The organism is Bradyrhizobium sp. CCBAU 21365 (assembly GCF_015291305.1).
Lineage (GTDB): Bacteria > Pseudomonadota > Alphaproteobacteria > Rhizobiales > Xanthobacteraceae > Bradyrhizobium > Bradyrhizobium elkanii.
Genome location: NZ_CP030036.1, coordinates 6,173,542 through 6,193,621 on the forward strand (window position 1 = coordinate 6,173,542; position 20,080 = coordinate 6,193,621).

Consider the following 20,080-nt stretch of genomic DNA (forward strand, 5'->3'; position numbering starts at 1 on the left):
CATGATCCGCAAATTCCAGCAAACGAGACGACATGCTTCCCTCCCAGCGCCATCTGTTCGAGATTCCACGCGAGGTCTGCTACCTGAATTCGGCGTCCTACAGCCCGCTGCCGCTCAAGACGCTCGACGCCGGCCGCGCGGCGGTGGGACGCAAGGGCCAGCCCTGGACGATCGATCCCGGCTTCGCTAGCCGCCAGCATGAGCGCGCCCGTAGCGCGGCGGCCCGCCTGATCAATGCCGCACCGGACGATGTCGCGCTGATCCCCGCGATCAGCTACGGCGTCGCGACGGTGGCGAAGGCGCTGAGCATTCCGCGCGGCACCCGCGTCATCGTGCTGGAGAACGACCATTCCTCGCCGGTGCTGGAATGGCACGCCCGTGCCGAGGCGCAGGGCTTCATCGTCGACACCGTGCCCCAGCCCGCCGACGGCGACTGGACGTCGGCGGTATCAGCAACGATCGAGCGGCCTGGCGCGCCGCCTGTCGGCCTCGCCTCGATCTCCTCGGTGCACTGGTCGGACGGCGGCATGATCGACGTCGACAAGGTGCAGGCCGCGCTGCGGCGGCACGGCGCAATGTTCGTCATCGACGCGACGCAGAGCGCGGGTGTCGTGGCGATGGACGTGACAAGCCTCGACCCCGACGCCGTGATGTTTCCGACCTACAAATGGCTGATCGGCCCCTACGGGCGCGCCTTCCTCTACATTGCAAAACGCCACCAGAACGGCGTGCCGCTGGAGCAGACCTCCAGCGGCCGCCGCAACGTGAATTCCGAGAACCCGGTCTATTTCGGCGATCTCGCCTATGTCGACAACGCCACGCGTTACGACATGGGCGAGCGCGATCATTTCATCACGCTGGAGATGGCCTCGATCGGCATGGAGATGATGGCGGAATGGGGCGCCGCTGCCGTCAGCGCGCGGCTCGCGATGCTCAACGAGCGGATCGCGGGCGGCGTGCGTGACCTCGGCCTCGACGTGCCGGCGCGCAGCGTGCGCGCGCCGCATATCCTGAGCCTCGGCATGGCAGGCGGCATCCCGAAGGAGCTGATCGCGCGCCTCGCCGCCGAGAACATCCATGTCGCGCTGCGGCTCGGCCGGATGCGGATCTCGCCGCACGTCTTCAACGACGAGGCCGATCTCGACCGCCTCGTCGCCGTGCTCACGAAATCGCTGCGCGGCTAGCCGGACCTGTGCCGCCGTCCGACGACGCCAAGCAATTCAATCGCCAGCGCGGCAGCCACCCCGGCTGCGCCGATCACGAACAGCAGCGCATAGTCGCCGCCGCTGTGCGCGAACAGATACGACAGGCCGTAGGCGCCCGCCGCCTGGAACAGCGCGAAGGTCGTGGTGGCCTGCGCCCAGGCCGAGCGCTGGCTGGCGGCCGAATGCGGGATCAGCTCGTGGATGCGGCCGATCACCAGCGGCACGATGCCGGGCGTGAAGCCGCCGACGATCAGGCTCGAAATGATCAGTGCGGCGGGCGAATTCGTCACGGCGGGCAGCGCGACCGCAACGGCCTCGATCAGGAACGCCGCGCGCAGCGCCGCGGCGAAGCTGGCGCGATCGGCGAGATGTCCCGTGAGCAACGGTCCGACCACGGCGCCGATACCGTACAGCACCCAGTATTGGGATCCCGCCGCGATCCCCTGCCCGAGCCCGCGCGCGACGAAATCGACCAGGAACACCATGTGCGGCACCAGCGCCAGCGCGTTGAGGCCGTATTCCAGGCACAGCGCAATCACCAGCGGCGAACGCACGCCATGCGACGCGACGGGCTGCTCCGCCACGTTACGCGCGGCAGGAGCTTCGGCGGGCCACGCCTTCCAGCTGATCAGTGTCAGCACCGCCGACAGCACGCCAAGGCCGTACCAGGCCTGCTTGACGCCCTGCTGCAGCAACAGCGGCACCAGCGTTCCTGATGCGGCGACGCCGAGGCCAACGCCGGCAAAGATCACGCCGCCGACCAGGCCGCGCTTGCTGGGCGCGGTATGCGGCAGGATTGCCGTCGCCGCCAGCACCATGATCACGCCGCCGCTGACGCCGGCGAGAAAGCGGAAGCCGAAGAACCAGATGAAGGAGATCGGCACCGCGCAGGCAAAGCAGGTGATGGCGGCCAGCACCATCGTGCCGCGCAGCGCCCGCACCGAGCCGATGCGCGCGCCGAGATCGCGGGCGATCAACGCGCCGGCGAGATAGCCGGCAAGGTTGGCAGAACCGAGATAGACCGCCTCCGCCGGCGTGAACCACCTTGCGGCGATCAAAGCCGGGATCAGCGGCGTATACGCGAAGCGCGCCAGTCCGAGTCCGACCAGCGAGGCGCACAGCCCCGCGGCCGCGGACAGCCACAGCGGCCCGCCTGCATCCCGGTGCCGCTCGGCGTGATGATGGCGGCTGTGATGATCGACATTGGCTGACATGGACATCGCAGTAGGCGCTCCGGCCGTTCGTGAAAAATGATTAGTTGCGATCGCAGCAATCGTTCATGGCGATCGCAGCGCACCTCTCCCGATCGGGAGAGGTGCTCGGTTCGATGTGATGAAGGCCGTCAGCGGGACGATGCCGCCGCAAAAGCAGCGAGCTTCTTGCGATAGTCGAGCGCGGGCAGCCCGCCCCAGCCCCAATTGTCGGTGTCGACTTCCTCAATGACGACGAAGGTCGATTCCATGGGCTTGCCGAGCACGTCGCGCAGCAGCTCGCTGGCGCCCTTGATGAGTGCGGCTTTCTGCTCCGGCGTGGTGGACGACGCACCCGGCGCCGTCCCCTCACGCGTGACCTGGATGGTGACGATCGGCATGGCACGCTCCATCGTGTTCGCTAGTGGCCGGCGCTCTGGCCGCCGTCGACATGCAGGATCTCGCCGGTGACGAAGCCCGAATTCTCCAGGAACAGCACGGCATCGACGATGTCCTTGGCTTCACCCATGCGTCCAACCGGATGCTGCCTGGCAAGGAAGTCGTGCGTCGCGGGCGCGTGCATCGGTGTCCTGATCACACCGGGCGAGACCGCGTTCACGCGAATGCCCTTGGCGGCATATTCGATGGCGAGCGACTTGGTGGCGGCGTTCAGGCCGCCCTTGGTCAGTGAGGCCAGCACCGAGGGAACGTTGCTGTTGGCGTGATCGACCAGGCTGGTCGTGATCTGCACGATGTGCCCGGATCCCTGCTTCTCCATCTCCCTGGCAACGCGCCGGGTGATGTAGAAGAAGCCGTTGAGATTGGTCGCCAGCACCTGCGCATAGTCCTGGTCGGTATAGTCGGTGAAGGGCTTCGCCAGGAAGATGCCGGCGTTGTTGACCAGCGTGTCGATGCGGCCGAAGCGCCCGAGCGCCTGCTTGACGATGCGGTCGGCGACTTCGGGATCGCCGATGTCGCCGGCGACGGTCAGAACGTCGCTGTCGGTCGACGGCTTGATGCTGCGGGAATTGGCGACGACGCGCCAGTTGCGGTCGCGATAGCCCTTGACGATGGCCTCGCCGAGGCCCTGCGACGCACCGGTGATGATGGCAACCTTCTGCTCTGCACCCATGATCTCTCTCCACCTGTTGCTGAAGCGACCCAGCGCCGCTTCGATGGAGGGGAAGCTAGATACATCCGCTTTGCGCGCGAATGCCCGCTATTCGGCAGACACTCTTCCGCGGCGCGAACGACTGACGTCATCGGGCTTTCGCGCCGGCCTTGCTGGCCTCGCGCGACAGCCGCTCGAAATAGCGCTTCAGCCGCGGCGTCGCGAAATCGACGAAGGCGCGCACCTTGGGCACGTCGAAGCGGCCCTGCGGCGCCAAAAGATGCACCGGCAACGGCGGATGCTCGTCCTTAACAAGCAATATCCGCAGCCGCCCGTCGCGGATTTCATCGGCGATATGATACGAGAACAGCCGGGTGACGCCGTGTCCTTCGCTGGCCGAGGCCACCGCCGCGCGCACCGTGTTGACGACCAGCCGCGGCGTGAACTGGACCGCGCGCGCGATCTTCGACTTCGCGGCCGGCGGGAAGCTCCAGGAGTCGAGCCCGAAATGCGTCATGGCGATGATCTGGTGCTTCGCCAGATCCGCCGGCTCGCTGATCAGCGGATGCTGCGCGAGATAGCCGGGCGATGCCGCGACCACGCGGCGCACCTCGCCGAGCTTGATCGCGATGAAATTGGAATCGGTGAGATGGGCGATGCGCAACGCGACGTCGATCCCCTCGTCGATCAGATTGACGGTACGATCGAGCATCACGAGCCGCACCGACACCGCCGGATAGTCCGCCATGAAAGCATCGAGCACCGGCCGCAGCACGTCCTCGCCGACGACGACAGGCGCGGTGACGGTCAGCGTGCCGCGCGGCACCGACCGCTCGCCGCCCGCCGAGATGTCGGCTTCCTCGAGCTCGGTGAGAATGCGACGGCATGCGGCCGCATAGCGCTGGCCGGCGTCGCTCAGCTTCAGCGAGCGCGTCGTGCGATGTAACAGCTCGGCGCCGACATGATGCTCAAGGAAAGCGATCGCCCGGCTGACCGCCGCCGGCGATCGCCGCAACTTCCGCCCGGCACCGGCAAGGCTGCCCTCGTCGACCGCCGCGACGAAGACTTTCATGGCGTCGATGCGGTCCATCGATCCCCCGCTTCGCGGCCGCCGTTACTCCGTCACGTCATACTGCTTGCTGAGGTGGTCGCCGATCTGCACCAGCATCGCGACGCATTCGGGATAGCCGGGCCTCGCCACCGTGGCGTCATCGGCGCTGGCGCGAAACTCCCAGCTGTCGCCGCCGCGCGGCACCGAGATGTCGATGCCGTCGGGGCAGTCGGCATGGGCCTTCAACTCGGCCCGCGCCATCTCGATGAGTTCGGCTTCGGTCTTGATCGGCTTGCTCATGTAACGACGTCCTCCCGGCGCTTTGCAACGGACGCCATGGTTGCCGATTTGACGGCAGGATGTCGAGAGCGCGCGTGCGATCACAACCAGTTGCAATTGACAAAATGCTCGTCCCCGGCGAACATTTGGCAGGGTCGATACCACCCGCCGCTTGCACCCCACCCGGGGACGGTGAATGTATCAAGCCATGTTTCAGGCTTCCTTTGCCCGCACGAACGGGTCAGCAACGCAAGCCCCTGACGCCTTCCGTTCGTCGATGCAAAGGTTGATCCCATGCGCGACTTTCGTGATGCCAAGACCATGGCGCAGACGCTGCGCGAAGCGCTCGGCGCCAAATCGATCCCCCTCACCCATAGCGACAGCCTGGAGCTGATCGCCAAACTGTTCGGCCAGCGCGACTGGAACACGCTGGCGGCGCGGATACAGGCCGCCGGCGGATCTGCCGACGTGCCGGCTTCCGCTCAGCAATCGCCGCCGGGCGCGGTGCGGCAAGAAATCGCAGTCGCGACAGCGGTGCTCGACCGCTATGCCGGCTTCTACCAGCTCAGCGAGCAGGCCGTCCTCGGTGTGATGCGCGAGGATCACCACCTGGCTGTACAGCTCACCGGGCAGCGTGCCGTAGCGTTCTTTGCGGAGAGCCAGACTGAGTTTTTCGCCAGGGAGGTCGACGCGCAGATCAGCTTTGTCATCGCGGCTGACGGTCAGGCGACGTCGCTGATCCTGCATCAAAATGGCGACAAGCCGATGCCGCGCATCGACGCTGCAAGCGCGAAGCAGATTGCGGATCGCACCGCGGAACGTGTGAAGAACCAGTCGCCGGCTTCCGGAACCGAGGCCGCACTCCGCCGCCTGATCGAGGGGGTCGCATCGGGACAGCCCGACTATGTGGACATGACCCCCGCCCTCGCCGCGGCGACCCGCGAGCAATTGCCACACCTGCAGCCTTTCCTCGCCGACCTCGGCGCGATCGAGTCCACACGTTTCCTCGGCGTCGGCGCACAGGGCGAGGATGTCTACAGTGTGCGACATGCCAACGGCGCCTCGCATTGGCGGATCGCGCTCGACGCCACCGGGACCATTTCGACCGCGTGGGTGTCTGCCGGGCCGTGAGACTCTGCGCTGCTACTGCGCCGCGCTGGCACGGCGCTCGCCCTTGATCGCCGGCAGCGCGCTCACCGGCGCGGCCATTGGCTTGTCAGTCACCGATCCGGTCGCGACCGGATCGGGCAATGGCGCGCGGGCGGTGGCGTCGGGGAAGCGGGTCTTCATCTCGCGGATGAAGCCGTCGAGCGTGTCGACGCTGGCGGCCATTCGCGCGATCTGGGCGAATTCGGCGCTGGAGGTCGCGACCGGCTTGCTGGCCGAGTCGAAGGCGAGCTTGTCGGCATCGCCGGACATCAGCGGCGCGTATTTCTCGCGGAACCGGGACAGCCCGATGGCGTCCTCAGCAAGCGCGTAGCCGACCACGGCGCGGATGATGTCGGCCTTCTCGCCCGGGTTGAGCGGGGTGAAGTCGCGCCAGCGGTCGCCGTAATAGAGCTCGATCTGCTCGGACGCCTCGCGCCAGTGCCGCGACGCCCAATAGATGTCGGAGCGCAGCCGGATTGCCTCGCGGCCGGTGATGTTCGAGATGATGTCGAGCGCGAGATCGTGCCGGCCGACGTCGCTCTGCGCGCGCGCCTCGAGCAGCAGCCGCTGCTGGCGCAGCTCGCCGGAGAGATCCGCGATCCGCGTCGAGCGCAACGCGGCAATGGCACGGTCGGGCTTGCGATTCATCAGATAGACCATCGCAAGGCGCGCCGCGACCTGGGCGCGCGCCGCGCCTTCGAGCCGCTTGTCGACCTGATATTGCAAGAGATCGGCAGCCTGGTCGAGCAGATCGACACCGACCAGGCGGTCGGCAAGACGGCGGATCATCTCGTCGCCGCGGCGGCCGATCGGCGTCAGTTCGCGATATTCGTAGAAGGTGCCGAGCGCATCGATCGGCGACATCTCGTCGCCCCTGGGGCCGAGGTAGAGCTGCACGAACAAGGCCGAGGCGGCATCCTGCGCCTGGCGCGATTCCGGCGCATTCGGCTGCAGCCGGGTCGCGGCACGCGTCACCGCGAAGGCGTCGGCATAGCGCGCCGTCTCGGCGTAGATCTTCGACAGCACATACAGCGTCTTCAGCTCGATATTGTCGCCGCGCCACAGCATCGACAACAGTTCGAGCTCCTTCAGCACGTCGTCGCGGCCGATCTCGCCGCGCTTCTGCTTGAGCAGCGTCTCCAGCAACCTGCCTTCGGCGGCAGCTTGGCGATCGGCCGAATTGGCGGCGAAGCGATAGGCGTCGAGCGCATCCTTCTCCTGGCCGAGGGCCTCGGCGAGCCGGCCGCGCAGCACCGCAACCGCGGGCTTCAGCTCGCCGGGAACGCCGACCACGTCGAGATCGCTCTTGCGTCGCGCAGCGCCGGCATAATCCTTGACCTCGAGCGAGGCCTTCATCGAGTCCATGGTGACGATGCGCTGCAAATCGGGCGGCAGCGTCGCCACCGCGAATTCGGCGTTCTTGAACTTCTCGCGCGCCTCGGCCCATTTGCCCTCGCGGGCGAAAGCGAGCCCCTTCCACAATTGGGAATCGTAGCCGTTGCCGATCACCGGATTGGCGAGATCCTTCAGGCCCTGCGCCGGGTGTCCGATCAGGATGCTGGCGACCGCGTGCACCATCACCACCGACGCCGTCTCGCTGCCGCGCTTGCTCTCGGACAGGATCAGATTGGCGACACCATGGGCTTCCTGGTACATGCCGCGCGCCATGTAGAAGTCGGCGAGATCGAGCCGTGCCTGCGGCAGCTGTTCGGCATTGGCCGACGCGGCCGCCGCAATCAGGCCGTCGAGCTGCTTGAGGAACGTCTCGGACTGGTTCTTGCGCCACTCGTCCGGATCGAACAACGGCTTCACCGCCGCGGTCGCGCGCTCGGCGGCAACGTCGGCCGATGACAGCGTCAGGCCGCCGGGCCGGCCCAGCATCACCTTGTCGGCGCCGACCTCGGCCTTGACGTCGTCCGCATTCGGATGAACCACGACGCCGTGGATCGATTCCAGCAGCGACAGCTCGACGAAATCCTGCCGCTTGATGATGCCGCGGGTGGGCGGCGGCGCGGTCACCACCCAGAGCGTATCGCCGGCGTCGGGATCGACCAGTCTGTGCAGCTGGCCGGGATTGGCGAGCGGTACGCTGACATTGGCGAGCGAGGGCTCCGAGATGTTGCGCACCACGGTGAGCGGCAATGGCGGCTTCTGCACGCGGTCGGCAAAGGTCAGCGTCCAGCTCACGCCGCGCGAGCGGTCGTCGCTTTCAAGCGACGGCATCTGCGGCCGGTTGAGGCGGAAGCGCACTGCCTGGCCCTTTTCCAGCGCGATCCGGCTGACATCTGATATCAACGAGCCGGCCTTGGCGCGGACCGGATCGACGTCGATTGCCTCAGCCGTGTCGAACACCATCCAAACCGTGTCGGCGCGGCGGAACAGCGCTGCCGGCGTCGCGCCGGGGAATGAGAACGTCACGCGCAAGCCGTCGCTGTCGCGCTGGGCTTCGACCGCAGGCTTGCCGCCGGCACGGGCCTCGGCAGCAGGCGGCGATGGCGCCGCAGCCGCCTTCGGCGCTTCCATCGCCGGCGCGTCGGCGACAGCGGGCACTGGCTTTGGTGCGTCGGTCACCGGCGCCGTGTTCTGTTCCGCCACAGAGCCGGCACCACCCTCGTGCGGCGGGATCGGCGCGGCAGCGTTCTCGGCGTTGGCCGCAGGTGCGGCCGCGACTTTCGGCAGCTCCGGATCGGGCAGTTCCGATCGGGGCTGCTCCGTTTTGGCGGGCGCGACCGCCGGCTGCTCGCCCGTGGCTTGCTCGGATTTAAGCGGCTCGGAGCGCTGCGGCTCGGACTTGGCAGGTTCGGATTTGGCCGGCTCGGCTTTGGACTGTTCAGGCTTGATCTCGATCCTGGCCTGCTGGGCGATGCTTTCCGATGTCACCGGCGCGATCGCCGCGGCGCCTTTCGATTTGGGGCGCGGCGTCGGCAACAATGAGCTTAGCGAGGGCTTTGCCGCCTGCTGCTCGTTTTGCTGGAAGGCGACGTCGACGATGTAGTTCTTCTCGTCGCGGAACGAATGCACGTCGACATCGCCAATCAGCGACACGTCAACTGCCGACGTGTCCGTATCGGCGCGCGCGCTGATCGACGCGACGTTCGGCGGTGCGGCGACCTTGGCATCGGCAAGGTCGAAGGTCAGGACCGAATTGAACGACAGCGTCAACTTCTGCTCGTTCAGCACCGAGGAGACGCTGACCCCGTCGGGCACCTCGAACACGAAGCGGACGAAGGTGGGCTGAACCAGCGCGCGAACGCGCACCGGTGGCTTCTTCCTGGCGGCGTCGGCGGCACGCTGCTTGCGCAGCAGGCGCTCGGCGGCGCGGGCGCGCTCGGCAAGCTCGCGGATCACCTCCTGCGGCAGCGACGGCGGCGGGCCGGTCCAGCTGTCGGGCAGGAAGTCGATCAAGATGCGCTCGCCGGCGGTCATGGTGTTGATGGAGACGCGGCGCGCCAGCGACAGGCGGATCGCCGAGCCGTCGGGATCGCGGCGCGCGGCGCCGACATAATCGGGCACCGCATCCTGCAGTTTCTCGACGGGGATGTCGACCGGTCGGCTGAAGCGGATCACGATGATCGAGCCGGCGGTCGTAACCTCGGACTCGACATCCTCCTTCAACTTCAGCACCAGCCGGGCATAGCCGTTCGCGGCAGAGAATGTCGCCTCACCGGGCACCGGGTCTTCGGCGCGCACCGCGGTCGGATATGCAAGGGTTGTGAGCGCAACGGCGGCGGCAAGCAGGCACAGACGCGCGGTCCGCGCCCAGGCGCGGCCTAGCGACCATGTTCCAGCGGCAGCGGTTCGCGCCATCTCGAAACGTCTTCTCGGGACCCCAGCCATACCAAGCGCGAAGCGCCCTCGCCCACGCCTCCCGATCTTGGATCGGGCGGCGTTAAGGAGCTGTTAACGTCAACGGATTGTTTCGGACCGACCGCCGGCAAGGAATGGCGACCAAAACGCTCGGTTTGAAGCTGAAGCTTGTTCCGAGCGCCGCCAGGCTGCACAGCTGGCGGGACGCCTATCCTTTGAAGTCAGCCAGGGGCCCGCTGCGCGGCCGTGACCGGACAGGATTTGTCCGTGCAACGAGGCTTACCCCGCGCTGCCAGGTAACGTGCGCAAATACGCCACGATGGCATCAAGGTCATCGGGACTGATCCGGGCATAGTAGTGGTATCCCATCGGTCGACCGAGACGGCTGCCATCTCGGCTGACACCTTCGGTGATCGCACGTTTGATCTCGTCGTCGCTCCACGTGCCGATCCCATTGGTCTTGTTCTGCGTGATGTTGCGTGAAACCGAGATTCCCCACGGCCCGGAAAATTTGACGCCACCCGCGCCAAGACTGTTCTTGTATTCTCGTCCCCTCGGTCCAATCGGCGTATGGCACGCCATGCAATGCGCGATCGTGACGAGATAGAATCCCTTCTGCACCTTGTCGCTCATCATCGGTTCGGCGAACGGGTTCTCGCCGCCCGGCGGAACGCTCTCGACTTGAGGCACCTTGTAGATCGGATCGGGCACCTTGTTGTGGACCGGCGTGATCGTACGCAAATATGCGACGACCGCGTCGAGATCATTTTCCGTCAGGATGTGATAGAAGCTGGTCGGCATGACCATCGCGGTATGCACACCCTTTGGGGTTTGCCCGGTGCGCAGCAGTTTCTTGATATCGGCATCGCTCCAGTTTCCGATGCCTGTTTCCTTGTCTTGCGTGATGTTGGCGGCATGCACCGTGAAGGGAGGCTCGTCCCAGTATCCTCCGCCCGAGAACGCCTTCTCCAAAACATCGCCGTTCGGTCCCTTCGGCGTGTGGCAATTGCCGCAAGCCAGAATGCCGTTGACAAGGTAATCGCCCCGTTTGACCAGTTCGGATTGGGCCCATGCCAGATTGGTTGTGGCGATGACGACAAGCATCATGAACAGGCTACGCATATTGGTTTCCTCGAAATTTTCTTGGTGATCAAAAATTCAATTTCTGATCGGGCGCAGCTTCGCGCCCGGCACAAGAGCAATTCAATCAATCAACTCAAGCGGCGGTCCATGCGACCGCAATCGCGGAAGGCTCTAAAATAGCGAAGTCGCGCTCGCCTTCCTCACGCCAATGCTAGACTCGCATCAAGCACTTTGGCAATGTCCACGATGGCTCGGTTGCAATGGCCTTGGCGCGACCAGCGTTACGGTTGGCTCCGCGCCAATGGCAACGCGCCTGATTCATCGCGGCGGTGGAAGCCCAGCACTGGACACTCCCGCAATACTACGGAGGTTCGCGTGAGGTGCGCCGAATTCAGACCGCCGCGACCTCTCGCCCGCCATGCGCCGCTTGCCGCGTCTGCGTGCTCTCCCGGACCAGCAACCAACAGAACAGGATGATGACCGGAGAACCAAAAGGCAGCGGCTTCACGACCGACAGTTGATAGAGGACAGGTAGGTAGAAGACCATCGGCGCGAGAAACGTCACGCCAAGCACCATTTTCGACCAGGCCGGAAAGCCGACCCTCAACCATTCGCGGAGCATCCAGGCCAGCGGCAGCGCCATGATGAGCATGTCGTAGAACAGGCAGAACGGCGTAATCAGAAGGCAGGCGAGCACGATGATCGAGCGTTCGGTGGCAGCACTGATCTTCTGACGCAACATCCAGACCAGCACACACGTCATGCCCAGCGCCACGAGGCCGTGAATGATAAAGGCCGTGTTGACGCCGGCGCCGAGCAGGCGCGCTGTCGCGTACACGCTCTGCAGCAATGAAAATTCAACGTCGCCGTTCTCCAGAGCCTGACGGGCCGAATGAGAGACGTCGAGGAAGTTGAGCCATGTATCCAGGCCGAACAGTAGCGCGGACAGTACGACGAGCGAAATCGACGACATGCCTGCCCAGATCAGCGTGCGCCAGCGACCTGTGACGATCAGGGCGATCGGCACGGCCAGCGCCAGGTGCGGCTTGATCACCATCAGCCCGAGGATCGCGCCCGCGAGCTTTGGCCTCCGGTCCATGATGTTGAGACCGCAGCCGAGGATCGATGCCGTCAGAAAGGCGTTCTGCCCTGCCACGGCATTAAGATAGACCGGCGCATAGGCGAGGATCGCGACCAGGCACCAAGGCGTTCGCAAGATACGCCAGATCACCGCGGCGAACGACGCCGCCGTTACACTGATGAACACGAACAGCGAGGCGAAATACGGCGCGAGCGCCAGCGGCACGCACAAGAGCAGCATCGTCGGCGGATAGAAGAACGCCTCGTAGCCCTCTCGCAGGTATGGAGCTTCCGCGAGCAGATGCAATTCGGGCAGATAAACCTCGGCGGGATGCCCGGCCAACACTTGGAGCGAGGCCGCCCAGAACGTCAGGAAGTCCGAGCCGAGCAGAAAGTTATTCGCGCCATAGCCGCCATCGCGGTAAAATAGCAAAAGCGACCTCGCAAGGGTCAGCACCAGCACAATAGCGACGCCACTCACGTACAATCGGGCGCGCGGCGCGGTGAGCCATGGCATGTCTTTCAGCATCGGCAATTCCTGAAACACCACCTTGAGACATAGCGACTTCAATTCCAGAATCACAAATCGGTTGCAACTTAACGCTACCGGTTAAGGCTACCATAACTGGGGTACAATTCTCGGCGTCGATAGGCGTTTGGCTTCGCGGAGACCTCGTCGAGCCCACACCATCGGAGGCGGCGAACATCCGCGTCTGCATCGAGAGGATTACCACCGGTCCACCGGGCATCCGCGGAACTCCCGGTGATTAACCCAACGCCGCATGGAGATCGGCCACTCGCTTGCGCCACCGCCAGTTGCGGTATACAACCGCTTACATTTCAAGCAATTCTTAGTTTCTGGCAGTTTCATGAACGGATTTGGAATGGCGCGCGCCCGTGTGGAGCGCAGCGGATACGACCGTGCGTTGGCCATTGCCTGCCTCATCGTGTTGGGCTTTACCCTTTACTGCGTGCTACCGAAAGTCGTTGACGGTACCGGCGCGACCGGGCTCGACTTTTCATGCTTTTGGAGCGCGGGGCAGATGGCTCTCGATGGCCATGCCGCCACCGCCTACGATTGGCCGCGGTTGCGGCAAGCGATCCTTCACATCCATCCCAGCCTGAACGATGCTCCGTTCCCCGTTTACGAGGTGCCGATACCGTTTTTCTACCCGCCGTTTTTTTTCTTTGCGGCGACACTGCTGGCACTGCTGCCGTTTCCGACCGCGTTCTGGATCTGGAGCACCATAAAGCTGCTGTGCTGGGGGCTCGTTGTTTCCGCCATCCGGCCGCGCTTCGCCGTACTGCTGCTGGCATTCGCCGTGCCGGCCGTCCTGTACGATTTCATTGTCGGCCAGAGCTCCCTGCTCGCGGCATCGCTGCTCGGCGCCATTCTGCTGACGCTGGACAAACGTCCGATCGTCAGCGGCTTCCTGATCGCGCTGCTGATCTTCAAGCCGCAATATGGCGTCCTGCTTCCCCTCGTTCTGATCGCTACTGGACGCTGGACCGTCTTCATCACGGCCAGTTTGGTGATACCGCTGTTCATGCTGCTCACCGGGCTTACCTTCGGCTGGGACACTTTTGAGGGGTTCCGTGAGGCAGCCATCTTCGCGACGACGCAGTTCCATCTCACCGGCACGCTGGCTTGGTACAAGCTGCAGAGCGTGTACGGTGTGCTTCGGTTTGCCGGTTTTGGCTACGGATCGGCCATCGCATTGCACGTCGCCGTTGCTGCGGCAGCCGCTTTGTGGATGCTGATCATATGGCGCCGCAACGTCAGCTTCGCCGTCAAGGCCGCGAGCCTGCTCGTCGCGACATTGCTCGTCTCTCCGTACTTCGCGATCTACGATACGGCGCTCCTGGCTCTCGCGCTCATCTTTCTCATGAACGCGCCCATGGCCGAACATGGCTCGCTGCTCTCGAACCGCTCCGAACTCCGGATCGGGTTCGGCGTGCTTGTCCTGGCGGGGTTCACCTACCCGGTCGCACTCGTGCCCGTCGGTCCGTTCATGTGCGCGACCCTCATCGCGATGATCTGGATGCGATGCAGGCAACCCGGTGTTAAGTCGGATCTGGCTTACGGCTGAGGAGTCCACCGCCAATTGACGGACCTGCCGATAGCACCCGTCAATTCGTCTTCGGCGTGAGCATCTTGCCTTCGATCTTGGGAAGATCGTCGGTTGAGGCCGACTTGTCGCCGCCGGCACGGCGGGCGAGTTCGACCGTGAGCCGTTCGGCGGCTTCCGGCTGCATCAGGCCGAGGATGTCGGACATCTTGCGCGGCTGGATCTGCGAGGCGATCTGGTAGAGCACGTTCATTTCCAGACGATCGAACACTTTTGCGGCGTCCTTCGGCTTCATGTTCTCGTACATGGTGACGATGCCCTTGAAACGCGCGGCCTCGGCTTCCGCCTTGGCCGCGGCATCGGCATTCGCCTTGGCATCATTGGCCTTGGCCTCCTCGACCTTGGCCTCGATGCGCTTCTCGGCGGCCTTCAACAGGCTTTCGCGGATCTCGACCTCGCGCGCGCGCGTCTCGAGCTCCTGGCGGCGCGACTGCAACCGTTCCAGGATCGCGCGCTCCGATGCCGACACCGGCGCGGGTGCATCCAGATTGACGACAACGCCATCGGGCTTGGACGGCTCCGCGGCCGGTGCGGCCGCCTTCGGCGCCTCGTCCTTCTTGGCCTCCTTGTGCTCGACCGATCCCGTGATGTCGCCGGGATCGCCCTTGATCTTGCTGTCAACAACCGCAGCCTTGCCGGCGCCGGGGAAGTTGAAGTTCTGCTGCGCCCAGGACTGGCCGGCCGGCGGCGTATCGTCGGCAAACACGTAACCGCCATCGAGCACGAGGCCGGCGACCTTCAGCACCATCAGGCCGAAGATCGCGACCAGCACCACAGGCATCACTCTGATGTCACGAAGCAACTTCATGCAGCGAGGCCGCCGGCCCTCCTGCGCTCGGTGAAGGCTTCAGCCGCCGCGGCAACCGCGTGCGCGGCCGAGACCCTGGGCGCCGGCGCCACGGGCGCGGCGGGCGCAACTGCCTGTGCCGGCGCATGCGCGGGCTCGGACGGCCGCGCGGCCAGCGCGATCTTGGACAGCCGGCGCACCACGTGGTCGCCCTCCGCCAGCTGGTTCTTCAGCAGCGCCGACATCTGCGTCGCCGCATCGAGCTGGTTGCCGAGGTTCTCGTTGACGTCGCGCACCGCGTGCTTCAACCCGCCGATCGCCCGCTCCGCGATCTCGGTCGCGGTGATCAGTTCGGCGATCGTCGCCTTCAGCGAATGCTCGTCGGCCTTCAGCCGCTGCAGGCGCTTGTTGAGCAGCCAGCAATAGCCGATCGTCAGCATCAGCAGCACGGCTACCAGACTCTCGATTGCTAGTCCAAGCACATGACTCATGGTGCCTCCATCATCTTGGTCCGCTCGTCCGCCTTCTCGAACATCGCGAAGGTGGTTTGGGGTTTACGCAAATTCTTGGTGACGCGGATCGCGACGCGGTCGCCGACCCGGCCCATGCGCCCTTCCGTCAGGGTTACGTTGCCGCAGCGCACCGAGACCAGCGCGTCGGAGCGGATATCCAGCGGCAGGGTGTCGCCGACCTTGAGCTTCATCAGCTCCTTCAGCGGGATATCGGCTTCATAGAGCACAGCGTCGACCGAGATCTCGGCCTGCGCCACTTCGGTGGCGAAATGGCCTTCCCAGATCGGGTCGCGGCCGAATTTTTCGCCCATGAACATCTGCAACAGCACGTTGCGGATCGGTTCGATGGTGGCGTAGGGCAGCAGCAATTCGACATTGCCGCCGCGGTCTTCCATGTCGATGCGCAGGCGCACCAGGATCGCGGCATTGGCCGGGCGGCTGATCGCGGCAAAGCGCGGGTTGGTCTCGAGCCGGTCGATCGTGAAGGTCACCGGCGACAGCGGCCGGAACGCCTGCTCGGCATCCGACAGCACCACCTCGACCAGCCGCTTGACGAGATTGGTCTCGATCGTGGTGTAGGGCCGGCCCTCGATGCGCAGCTGGGTCTGGCCGCGGCGGCCGCCGAGCAGCACGTCGATCATCGAATAGATCAGGCTGGAATCGACGGTGGCGAGACCGAAATTCTCCCACTCCTCCGCCTTGAACACCGAGAGCACCGCCGGCAGCGGGATCGAGTTCATGTAGTCGCCGAAGCGCACCGAGGTGATGCGGTCGAGCGAGACCTCGACATTGTCGGAGGTGAAATTGCGCAAGCTGGTCGTCATCAACCGCACCAGGCGGTCGAACACGATTTCGAGCATCGGCAGACGCTCGTAGGACACCATCGCGGAATCGATGATGGCGCGGATGCCGGAATGGTCGTCGAGGCTGACGTCGCCGACCGTGAAGCCGAGGAGATTGTCGATCTCCTCCTGCGACAGCACGCGCTCGCCGTTGGTGTTCTTGCCACCGAAGTCGCGGCTGCCGTCCTCGACCATGGCGGCCCATTGCAGCGCCATGTTCTCGGTGAGCTCGTTCTTGGCGGCTTCCGCCGCGGCCGCCTCGGGATCCTCGGAATCGAGCGAGGCTTCCCATTGGGCCGCAATGGCGTCCTGGTCCATCTGGTCGTTGCCGGCCATGGCTTTACATCCACCCCGTCACTGGATCACGACTTCCTTGAACAGCACCGCGTTGACCTGGTTGGGTGCCAGCGCGAGATTGACGCGCTTGGTCAGTTCTTCCTTGAGGCGGAACAGGCCGGCCGAGCCGTTGAGGTCGCTCGGGCGCAGCTCGCGCATGTAGGTCTGGAACAGGTCGGTGACGCGCGGCAGCGCCGGCTTGATCGCCTCGACCTGCTTCTCTTCCTTGACCTCGAGCACGAGCTTCAGCTTGAGATATTGCACGCGCTCGCCGGGCGCGCCGACCAGATTGACCAGCATGTCAGGCACGTCGACGAAGCTCGGCGGCTTCGGCGGCGGCGCTTCGGCGTGCTGCTCCTCGCCGTGACCGCGCATGAAGAAGAACCAGCCGCCGGCGCCCGCGCCGAGCACGACGAGGATGCCGACGACGGCAATGATCAGCCTGAGCTTGCCCTTCTTCGGAGCGGCCGCGCCCTCGCCGCTGTCCGTCTTTTCCTCGTCCGCCATCGTCCGCTCGCTTCACCCTGAAGGATGCGAACGCGATTTGCCCCAGCCTTGGCCTGAAGACGCGATACAAATGCCGCCGGCGCAGACGCGCCCCAATGCCGGCAACACTGGGGCCATAATGGTTAACGGAAGCTTAGGATTTACCTTCCACTAGGAAAAAACTGCCGGGCAAACATGGTCAACAAGACCTTTCTGCCGCCCCTTGCAGACCCCGACCAAACACCTAAGCCATTCAAATAAATCACTATTTCAAGTTGGCACGGCTTTCGCTGAGAGCACGGCGTGACCTGAGGGTTTGGGAGAACCCAATGGTTACCGACGGGTCCGGCGTGAAGGTTTGGGAGAACCTGCATTCGGATCGCCTCACAGGGGAGAACCACCGATGCAGAATACCCTTCTGGTCGGCCTATCGAAGCAGATGGTGCTGGAACGGCAGATGGATGTCGTCTCCAACAACATCGCGAACATGAACACCAACGGCTACAAGGCCGACCGGTCGCTGTTCCAGGAATATCTGTCCTCGAACGCGCATGAGGACAATTTCGCGTCCTCCGACCGCCGCGTCTCCTTCGTGCAGGACCGCGCGACCTTCCACGATTTCTCACAGGGCCCGACCGAAGAGACCAAGAACCCGCTCGACGTCGCGATCGACGGCAATGCCTTCCTGGTTGTGCAGACGCCGGGTGGCGAGCGCTACACCCGCGAAGGCAGCCTGCAGATCAACAATCGCGGCCAACTGGTCACCGCCTCGGGCTACCAGGTGCTCGGCACCGCCGGCCCGATCACTTTCCAGCAGACCGACCACGACGTCTCGATCGCCGCCGACGGCAACATCACCGTGCTCGAGGGCACCTCGCGCCTCGACTCGATTCGCGGCAAGCTGCGCCTCGTCTCGTTCGCGCAGGCCCAGCGCCTGCTGAAGGAAGGCTCCAACCTCTACGCGCCGGGCGAAGGCACACAGGCGCTGCCGGACACCAAGGCCCAGATCCGCCAGGGCTTCATCGAGAAGTCGAACGTCAATTCCGTCGTCGAGATGAGCCGAATGATCGAGATCACGCGGACCTACACCCAAATCGCCTCGCTGCTGCAGCAGCAGAGCGACCTGCACAAATCGGCGATCGAGAAGCTCGCCGACGTGCCGAACTGATCCGGGGGATTGACCGATGCGCGCACTTTATACAGCTGCGACCGGAATGGCGGCACAGGAACTCAGCGTTCAGGTGATCTCCAACAATATCGCGAACCTGCGCACCACCGGCTACAAGAAGCAGCGCGCCGCGTTCCAGGACCTGATCTACGACCATGTGCGCCGGGTCGGCGCGCAGGCCTCGGACCAGAACACCATCATGCCGATGGGTATCGACCTCGGCGGCGGCGTGAAGACCGTCGGCACGCCGCGCATGATGACCCAGGGCACGCTGTCGCCGACCGGCAACGATCTCGACATCGCGATCCGCGGCGAAGGCTTCTTCAAGATCCTGATGCCGGACGGCACCTTCACCTACACCCGCGACGGCTCGTTCCAGATGGACAACCAGGGCCGCATCGTCAACGCGCAGGGCAATTTGCTGCAGCCGACGATCACGATCCCGCAGAACGCGTCCGGCCTCACCATCAACGCGCAGGGCCAGGTCTCGGTGACGCTGCCGGGCCAGACCGCATCGACCAACATCGGCCAGATCGGCCTGACCCGCTTCATCAACAAGGCCGGCCTGATGCCGATCGGCGACAACCTGTTCGTGGAAACGCCGGCCTCCGGCCAGCCGCAGGACGGCACCGCCAACACCGACGGCTATGGCGACATGCAGCAGAGCAACCTCGAACAGGCCAATGTCGAGGTGGTCTCGGAAATCTCCGACCTGATCGCCGCGCAACGCGCCTATGAGATGAACTCGAAGGTGGTCTCCGCCGCCGACCAGATGATGCAGTCGACCTCCAACCTGTTCCGCTGAGGATGATGTCGATGATCGCCCGCTCACTCCTGATCGCAGCCGCGCTTCTTGCAGCCTCGATGACTTCGGCTGCCGCGCAAGGCCGCCGCGAGGCCATCGCGGTGCCGACGCTGCGCGCCAGCATCACGGTCGCCGACGACATCGTGCGGGTCGGCGACCTCATCGACAATGCCGGCAGCGCCGGCAGTGTCGCGGTCTACCGCGCGCCCGACCTCGGCACCACAGGCACGCTGCCGGTCGCGCAGGTGCTGAATGTGTTGCGCTCGCACCAGGTGATCGGCGTCGATACCCGCGAGCTGAAGGAGATCACCGTCACCCGGCTGGCGCGCACCATCGACAGCAAGGAGATCGAGCAGCAGGTGTCGCGCGCGCTGGAGGGCCGCCACGGGCTCGGCAGGGCCGGCAACATCGCGCTAACCTTCGACCGCGATCCCGGCGACATCCGCCTCGAGGCCACCAACACCGGCGTGATGCAGCCGATCGCCGTGCGCTACGACCCGCGCTCGACGCGTTTCGACCTGACCTTCGAGATCGGCAACGACGCCGGCGCCGCGCCGTCGAAGCTGCGCTTCACCGGAACCGCGATCGAAACCATCGAGGCCGCCGTGCTGACGCGCAATGTCGAGCGCGGCGACGTGCTGAAGGCCTCCGACGTGATCGTCGAGCGCCGTCCGAAAGCCGAAATCGGCAACGACGCGGCGGTGCGCGACAGCGCCGTCGGCATGCAGGTCCGCCGCCAGCTCCGCCCCGGCCAGGCGCTGCGCGTCGCCGACCTCGCGAAGCCCGATCTCGTCACCCGCGACCAGAATGTCACGCTGATCTATCGCACCGCCGGCCTCTACCTGACGATCCGCGGCAAGGCGATGGATGGCGGCGCCGAGGGCGACACCGTCAGCGTCATGAATCTGCAGTCCAAGCGCGCCGTCTCCGGCGTCGTCACCGGCCGCGGCGAGGTCTCGATCTCGGTCGCGCCTCCGCGCCCGGCGCCGACCGCCGACGCCACCGAGTCCAATTCCGCATCCGTCAAGCTGAGTTCAGTCGCACCAAACGCCGAGTAAAG

General features: G+C 65.0%; 18 protein-coding genes. 6 read left to right on the forward strand and 12 right to left on the reverse strand.

What is annotated here, in order from left to right; translation table 11 throughout:
- The first annotated feature begins 32 nt into the window (after nucleotides 1-32).
- Nucleotides 33-1,184, forward strand: coding sequence for an aminotransferase class V-fold PLP-dependent enzyme (locus XI02_RS29150; RefSeq protein WP_172647667.1), 1,152 nt, complete (start codon nucleotides 33-35; stop codon nucleotides 1,182-1,184).
- On the opposite strand, the gene XI02_RS29155 is transcribed toward XI02_RS29150, so the two are convergent.
- The 5 genes from XI02_RS29155 to XI02_RS29175 all read right to left on the reverse strand — a co-directional run bounded on the left by XI02_RS29155 (nucleotide 1,181) and on the right by XI02_RS29175 (nucleotide 4,857).
- Nucleotides 1,181-2,425 (reverse strand): YbfB/YjiJ family MFS transporter, encoded by a 1,245-nt coding sequence (locus tag XI02_RS29155; protein WP_244981089.1) that lies wholly within the window; start codon nucleotides 2,423-2,425, stop codon nucleotides 1,181-1,183. The genes XI02_RS29150 and XI02_RS29155 overlap by 4 nt on opposite strands.
- Nucleotides 2,426-2,547: 122 nt before the next feature.
- Nucleotides 2,548-2,796 carry a 4-oxalocrotonate tautomerase family protein gene (locus XI02_RS29160; protein ID WP_038376877.1) on the reverse strand — a complete coding sequence of 83 codons (249 nt, stop codon included), beginning with the start codon at nucleotides 2,794-2,796 and terminating at the stop codon, nucleotides 2,548-2,550.
- A 20-nt stretch (nucleotides 2,797-2,816) separates the two neighbouring features.
- Entirely contained in the window at nucleotides 2,817-3,527 is a 711-nt protein-coding gene (locus XI02_RS29165) for an SDR family NAD(P)-dependent oxidoreductase (protein ID WP_016848333.1), read from the reverse strand.
- A gap of 127 nt (nucleotides 3,528-3,654) precedes the next feature.
- Nucleotides 3,655-4,596, reverse strand: coding sequence for a LysR family transcriptional regulator (locus tag XI02_RS29170; protein ID WP_075969165.1), 942 nt, complete (start codon nucleotides 4,594-4,596; stop codon nucleotides 3,655-3,657).
- A gap of 24 nt (nucleotides 4,597-4,620) precedes the next feature.
- A complete protein-coding gene (locus tag XI02_RS29175; protein ID WP_016848329.1) occupies nucleotides 4,621-4,857 on the reverse strand; it encodes a hypothetical protein in 237 nt (78 codons plus the stop codon).
- 300 nt (nucleotides 4,858-5,157) lie between these two features.
- On the opposite strand from XI02_RS29175, the gene XI02_RS29180 reads away from it, so the two are divergent.
- Nucleotides 5,158-5,967, forward strand: coding sequence for a glyoxalase superfamily protein (locus XI02_RS29180; RefSeq protein WP_240537261.1), 810 nt, complete (start codon nucleotides 5,158-5,160; stop codon nucleotides 5,965-5,967).
- A gap of 12 nt (nucleotides 5,968-5,979) precedes the next feature.
- Here the strand turns inward: XI02_RS29180 and XI02_RS29185 are convergent, their stop codons facing one another.
- From XI02_RS29185 to XI02_RS29195, 3 genes are all read right to left on the reverse strand, one after another.
- Nucleotides 5,980-9,792 carry a tetratricopeptide repeat protein gene (locus tag XI02_RS29185; protein WP_172647666.1) on the reverse strand — a complete coding sequence of 1,271 codons (3,813 nt, stop codon included), beginning with the start codon at nucleotides 9,790-9,792 and terminating at the stop codon, nucleotides 5,980-5,982.
- 279 nt (nucleotides 9,793-10,071) lie between these two features.
- Nucleotides 10,072-10,914, reverse strand: a complete 843-nt coding sequence (locus XI02_RS29190; RefSeq protein ID WP_016846729.1) for a c-type cytochrome — start codon at nucleotides 10,912-10,914, stop codon at nucleotides 10,072-10,074.
- 352 nt (nucleotides 10,915-11,266) lie between these two features.
- Complete coding sequence (locus XI02_RS29195) at nucleotides 11,267-12,484, reverse strand: glycosyltransferase family 87 protein (RefSeq protein WP_125459381.1); 1,218 nt, start codon at nucleotides 12,482-12,484, stop codon at nucleotides 11,267-11,269.
- 355 nt (nucleotides 12,485-12,839) lie between these two features.
- Here XI02_RS29195 and XI02_RS29200 point away from each other — a divergent pair, with 355 nt between their 5' ends.
- Entirely contained in the window at nucleotides 12,840-14,045 is a 1,206-nt protein-coding gene (locus tag XI02_RS29200; RefSeq protein WP_016846731.1) for a glycosyltransferase family 87 protein, read from the forward strand.
- A gap of 40 nt (nucleotides 14,046-14,085) precedes the next feature.
- On the opposite strand, the gene XI02_RS29205 is transcribed toward XI02_RS29200, so the two are convergent.
- From XI02_RS29205 to fliL, 4 genes are read right to left on the reverse strand one after another with little or no spacing between them, the layout of a single operon-like run.
- Complete coding sequence (locus XI02_RS29205) at nucleotides 14,086-14,892, reverse strand: MotE family protein (RefSeq protein ID WP_018272488.1); 807 nt, start codon at nucleotides 14,890-14,892, stop codon at nucleotides 14,086-14,088.
- Nucleotides 14,889-15,362: a DUF6468 domain-containing protein gene (locus tag XI02_RS29210; protein ID WP_026193006.1), complete on the reverse strand. Its 474-nt coding sequence runs from the start codon at nucleotides 15,360-15,362 to the stop codon at nucleotides 14,889-14,891. Before XI02_RS29210 ends, XI02_RS29205 begins: the two co-directional genes overlap by 4 nt.
- Nucleotides 15,359-16,561 carry a flagellar motor switch protein FliM gene (gene fliM / locus XI02_RS29215; RefSeq protein ID WP_018272489.1) on the reverse strand — a complete coding sequence of 401 codons (1,203 nt, stop codon included), beginning with the start codon at nucleotides 16,559-16,561 and terminating at the stop codon, nucleotides 15,359-15,361. The genes XI02_RS29210 and fliM overlap by 4 nt, the downstream gene beginning before the upstream one ends.
- An 18-nt stretch (nucleotides 16,562-16,579) precedes the next feature.
- Entirely contained in the window at nucleotides 16,580-17,068 is a 489-nt protein-coding gene (gene fliL / locus XI02_RS29220) for a flagellar basal body-associated protein FliL (RefSeq protein WP_016846736.1), read from the reverse strand.
- A 382-nt stretch (nucleotides 17,069-17,450) separates the two neighbouring features.
- Between fliL and flgF the strand changes: the two genes are divergently transcribed.
- The 3 genes from flgF to flgA are packed head-to-tail and all read left to right on the forward strand — an operon-like array spanning nucleotide 17,451 to nucleotide 20,078.
- Nucleotides 17,451-18,215, forward strand: a complete 765-nt coding sequence (gene flgF / locus XI02_RS29225) for a flagellar basal-body rod protein FlgF (protein ID WP_016846737.1) — start codon at nucleotides 17,451-17,453, stop codon at nucleotides 18,213-18,215.
- 16 nt (nucleotides 18,216-18,231) lie between these two features.
- Nucleotides 18,232-19,020, forward strand: a complete 789-nt coding sequence (flgG, locus tag XI02_RS29230) for a flagellar basal-body rod protein FlgG (RefSeq protein ID WP_038376389.1) — start codon at nucleotides 18,232-18,234, stop codon at nucleotides 19,018-19,020.
- Between the two features lie 2 nt (nucleotides 19,021-19,022).
- Entirely contained in the window at nucleotides 19,023-20,078 is a 1,056-nt protein-coding gene (gene flgA / locus XI02_RS29235; protein WP_069276081.1) for a flagellar basal body P-ring formation chaperone FlgA, read from the forward strand.
- The last annotated feature ends 2 nt before the right edge of the window (nucleotides 20,079-20,080 follow it).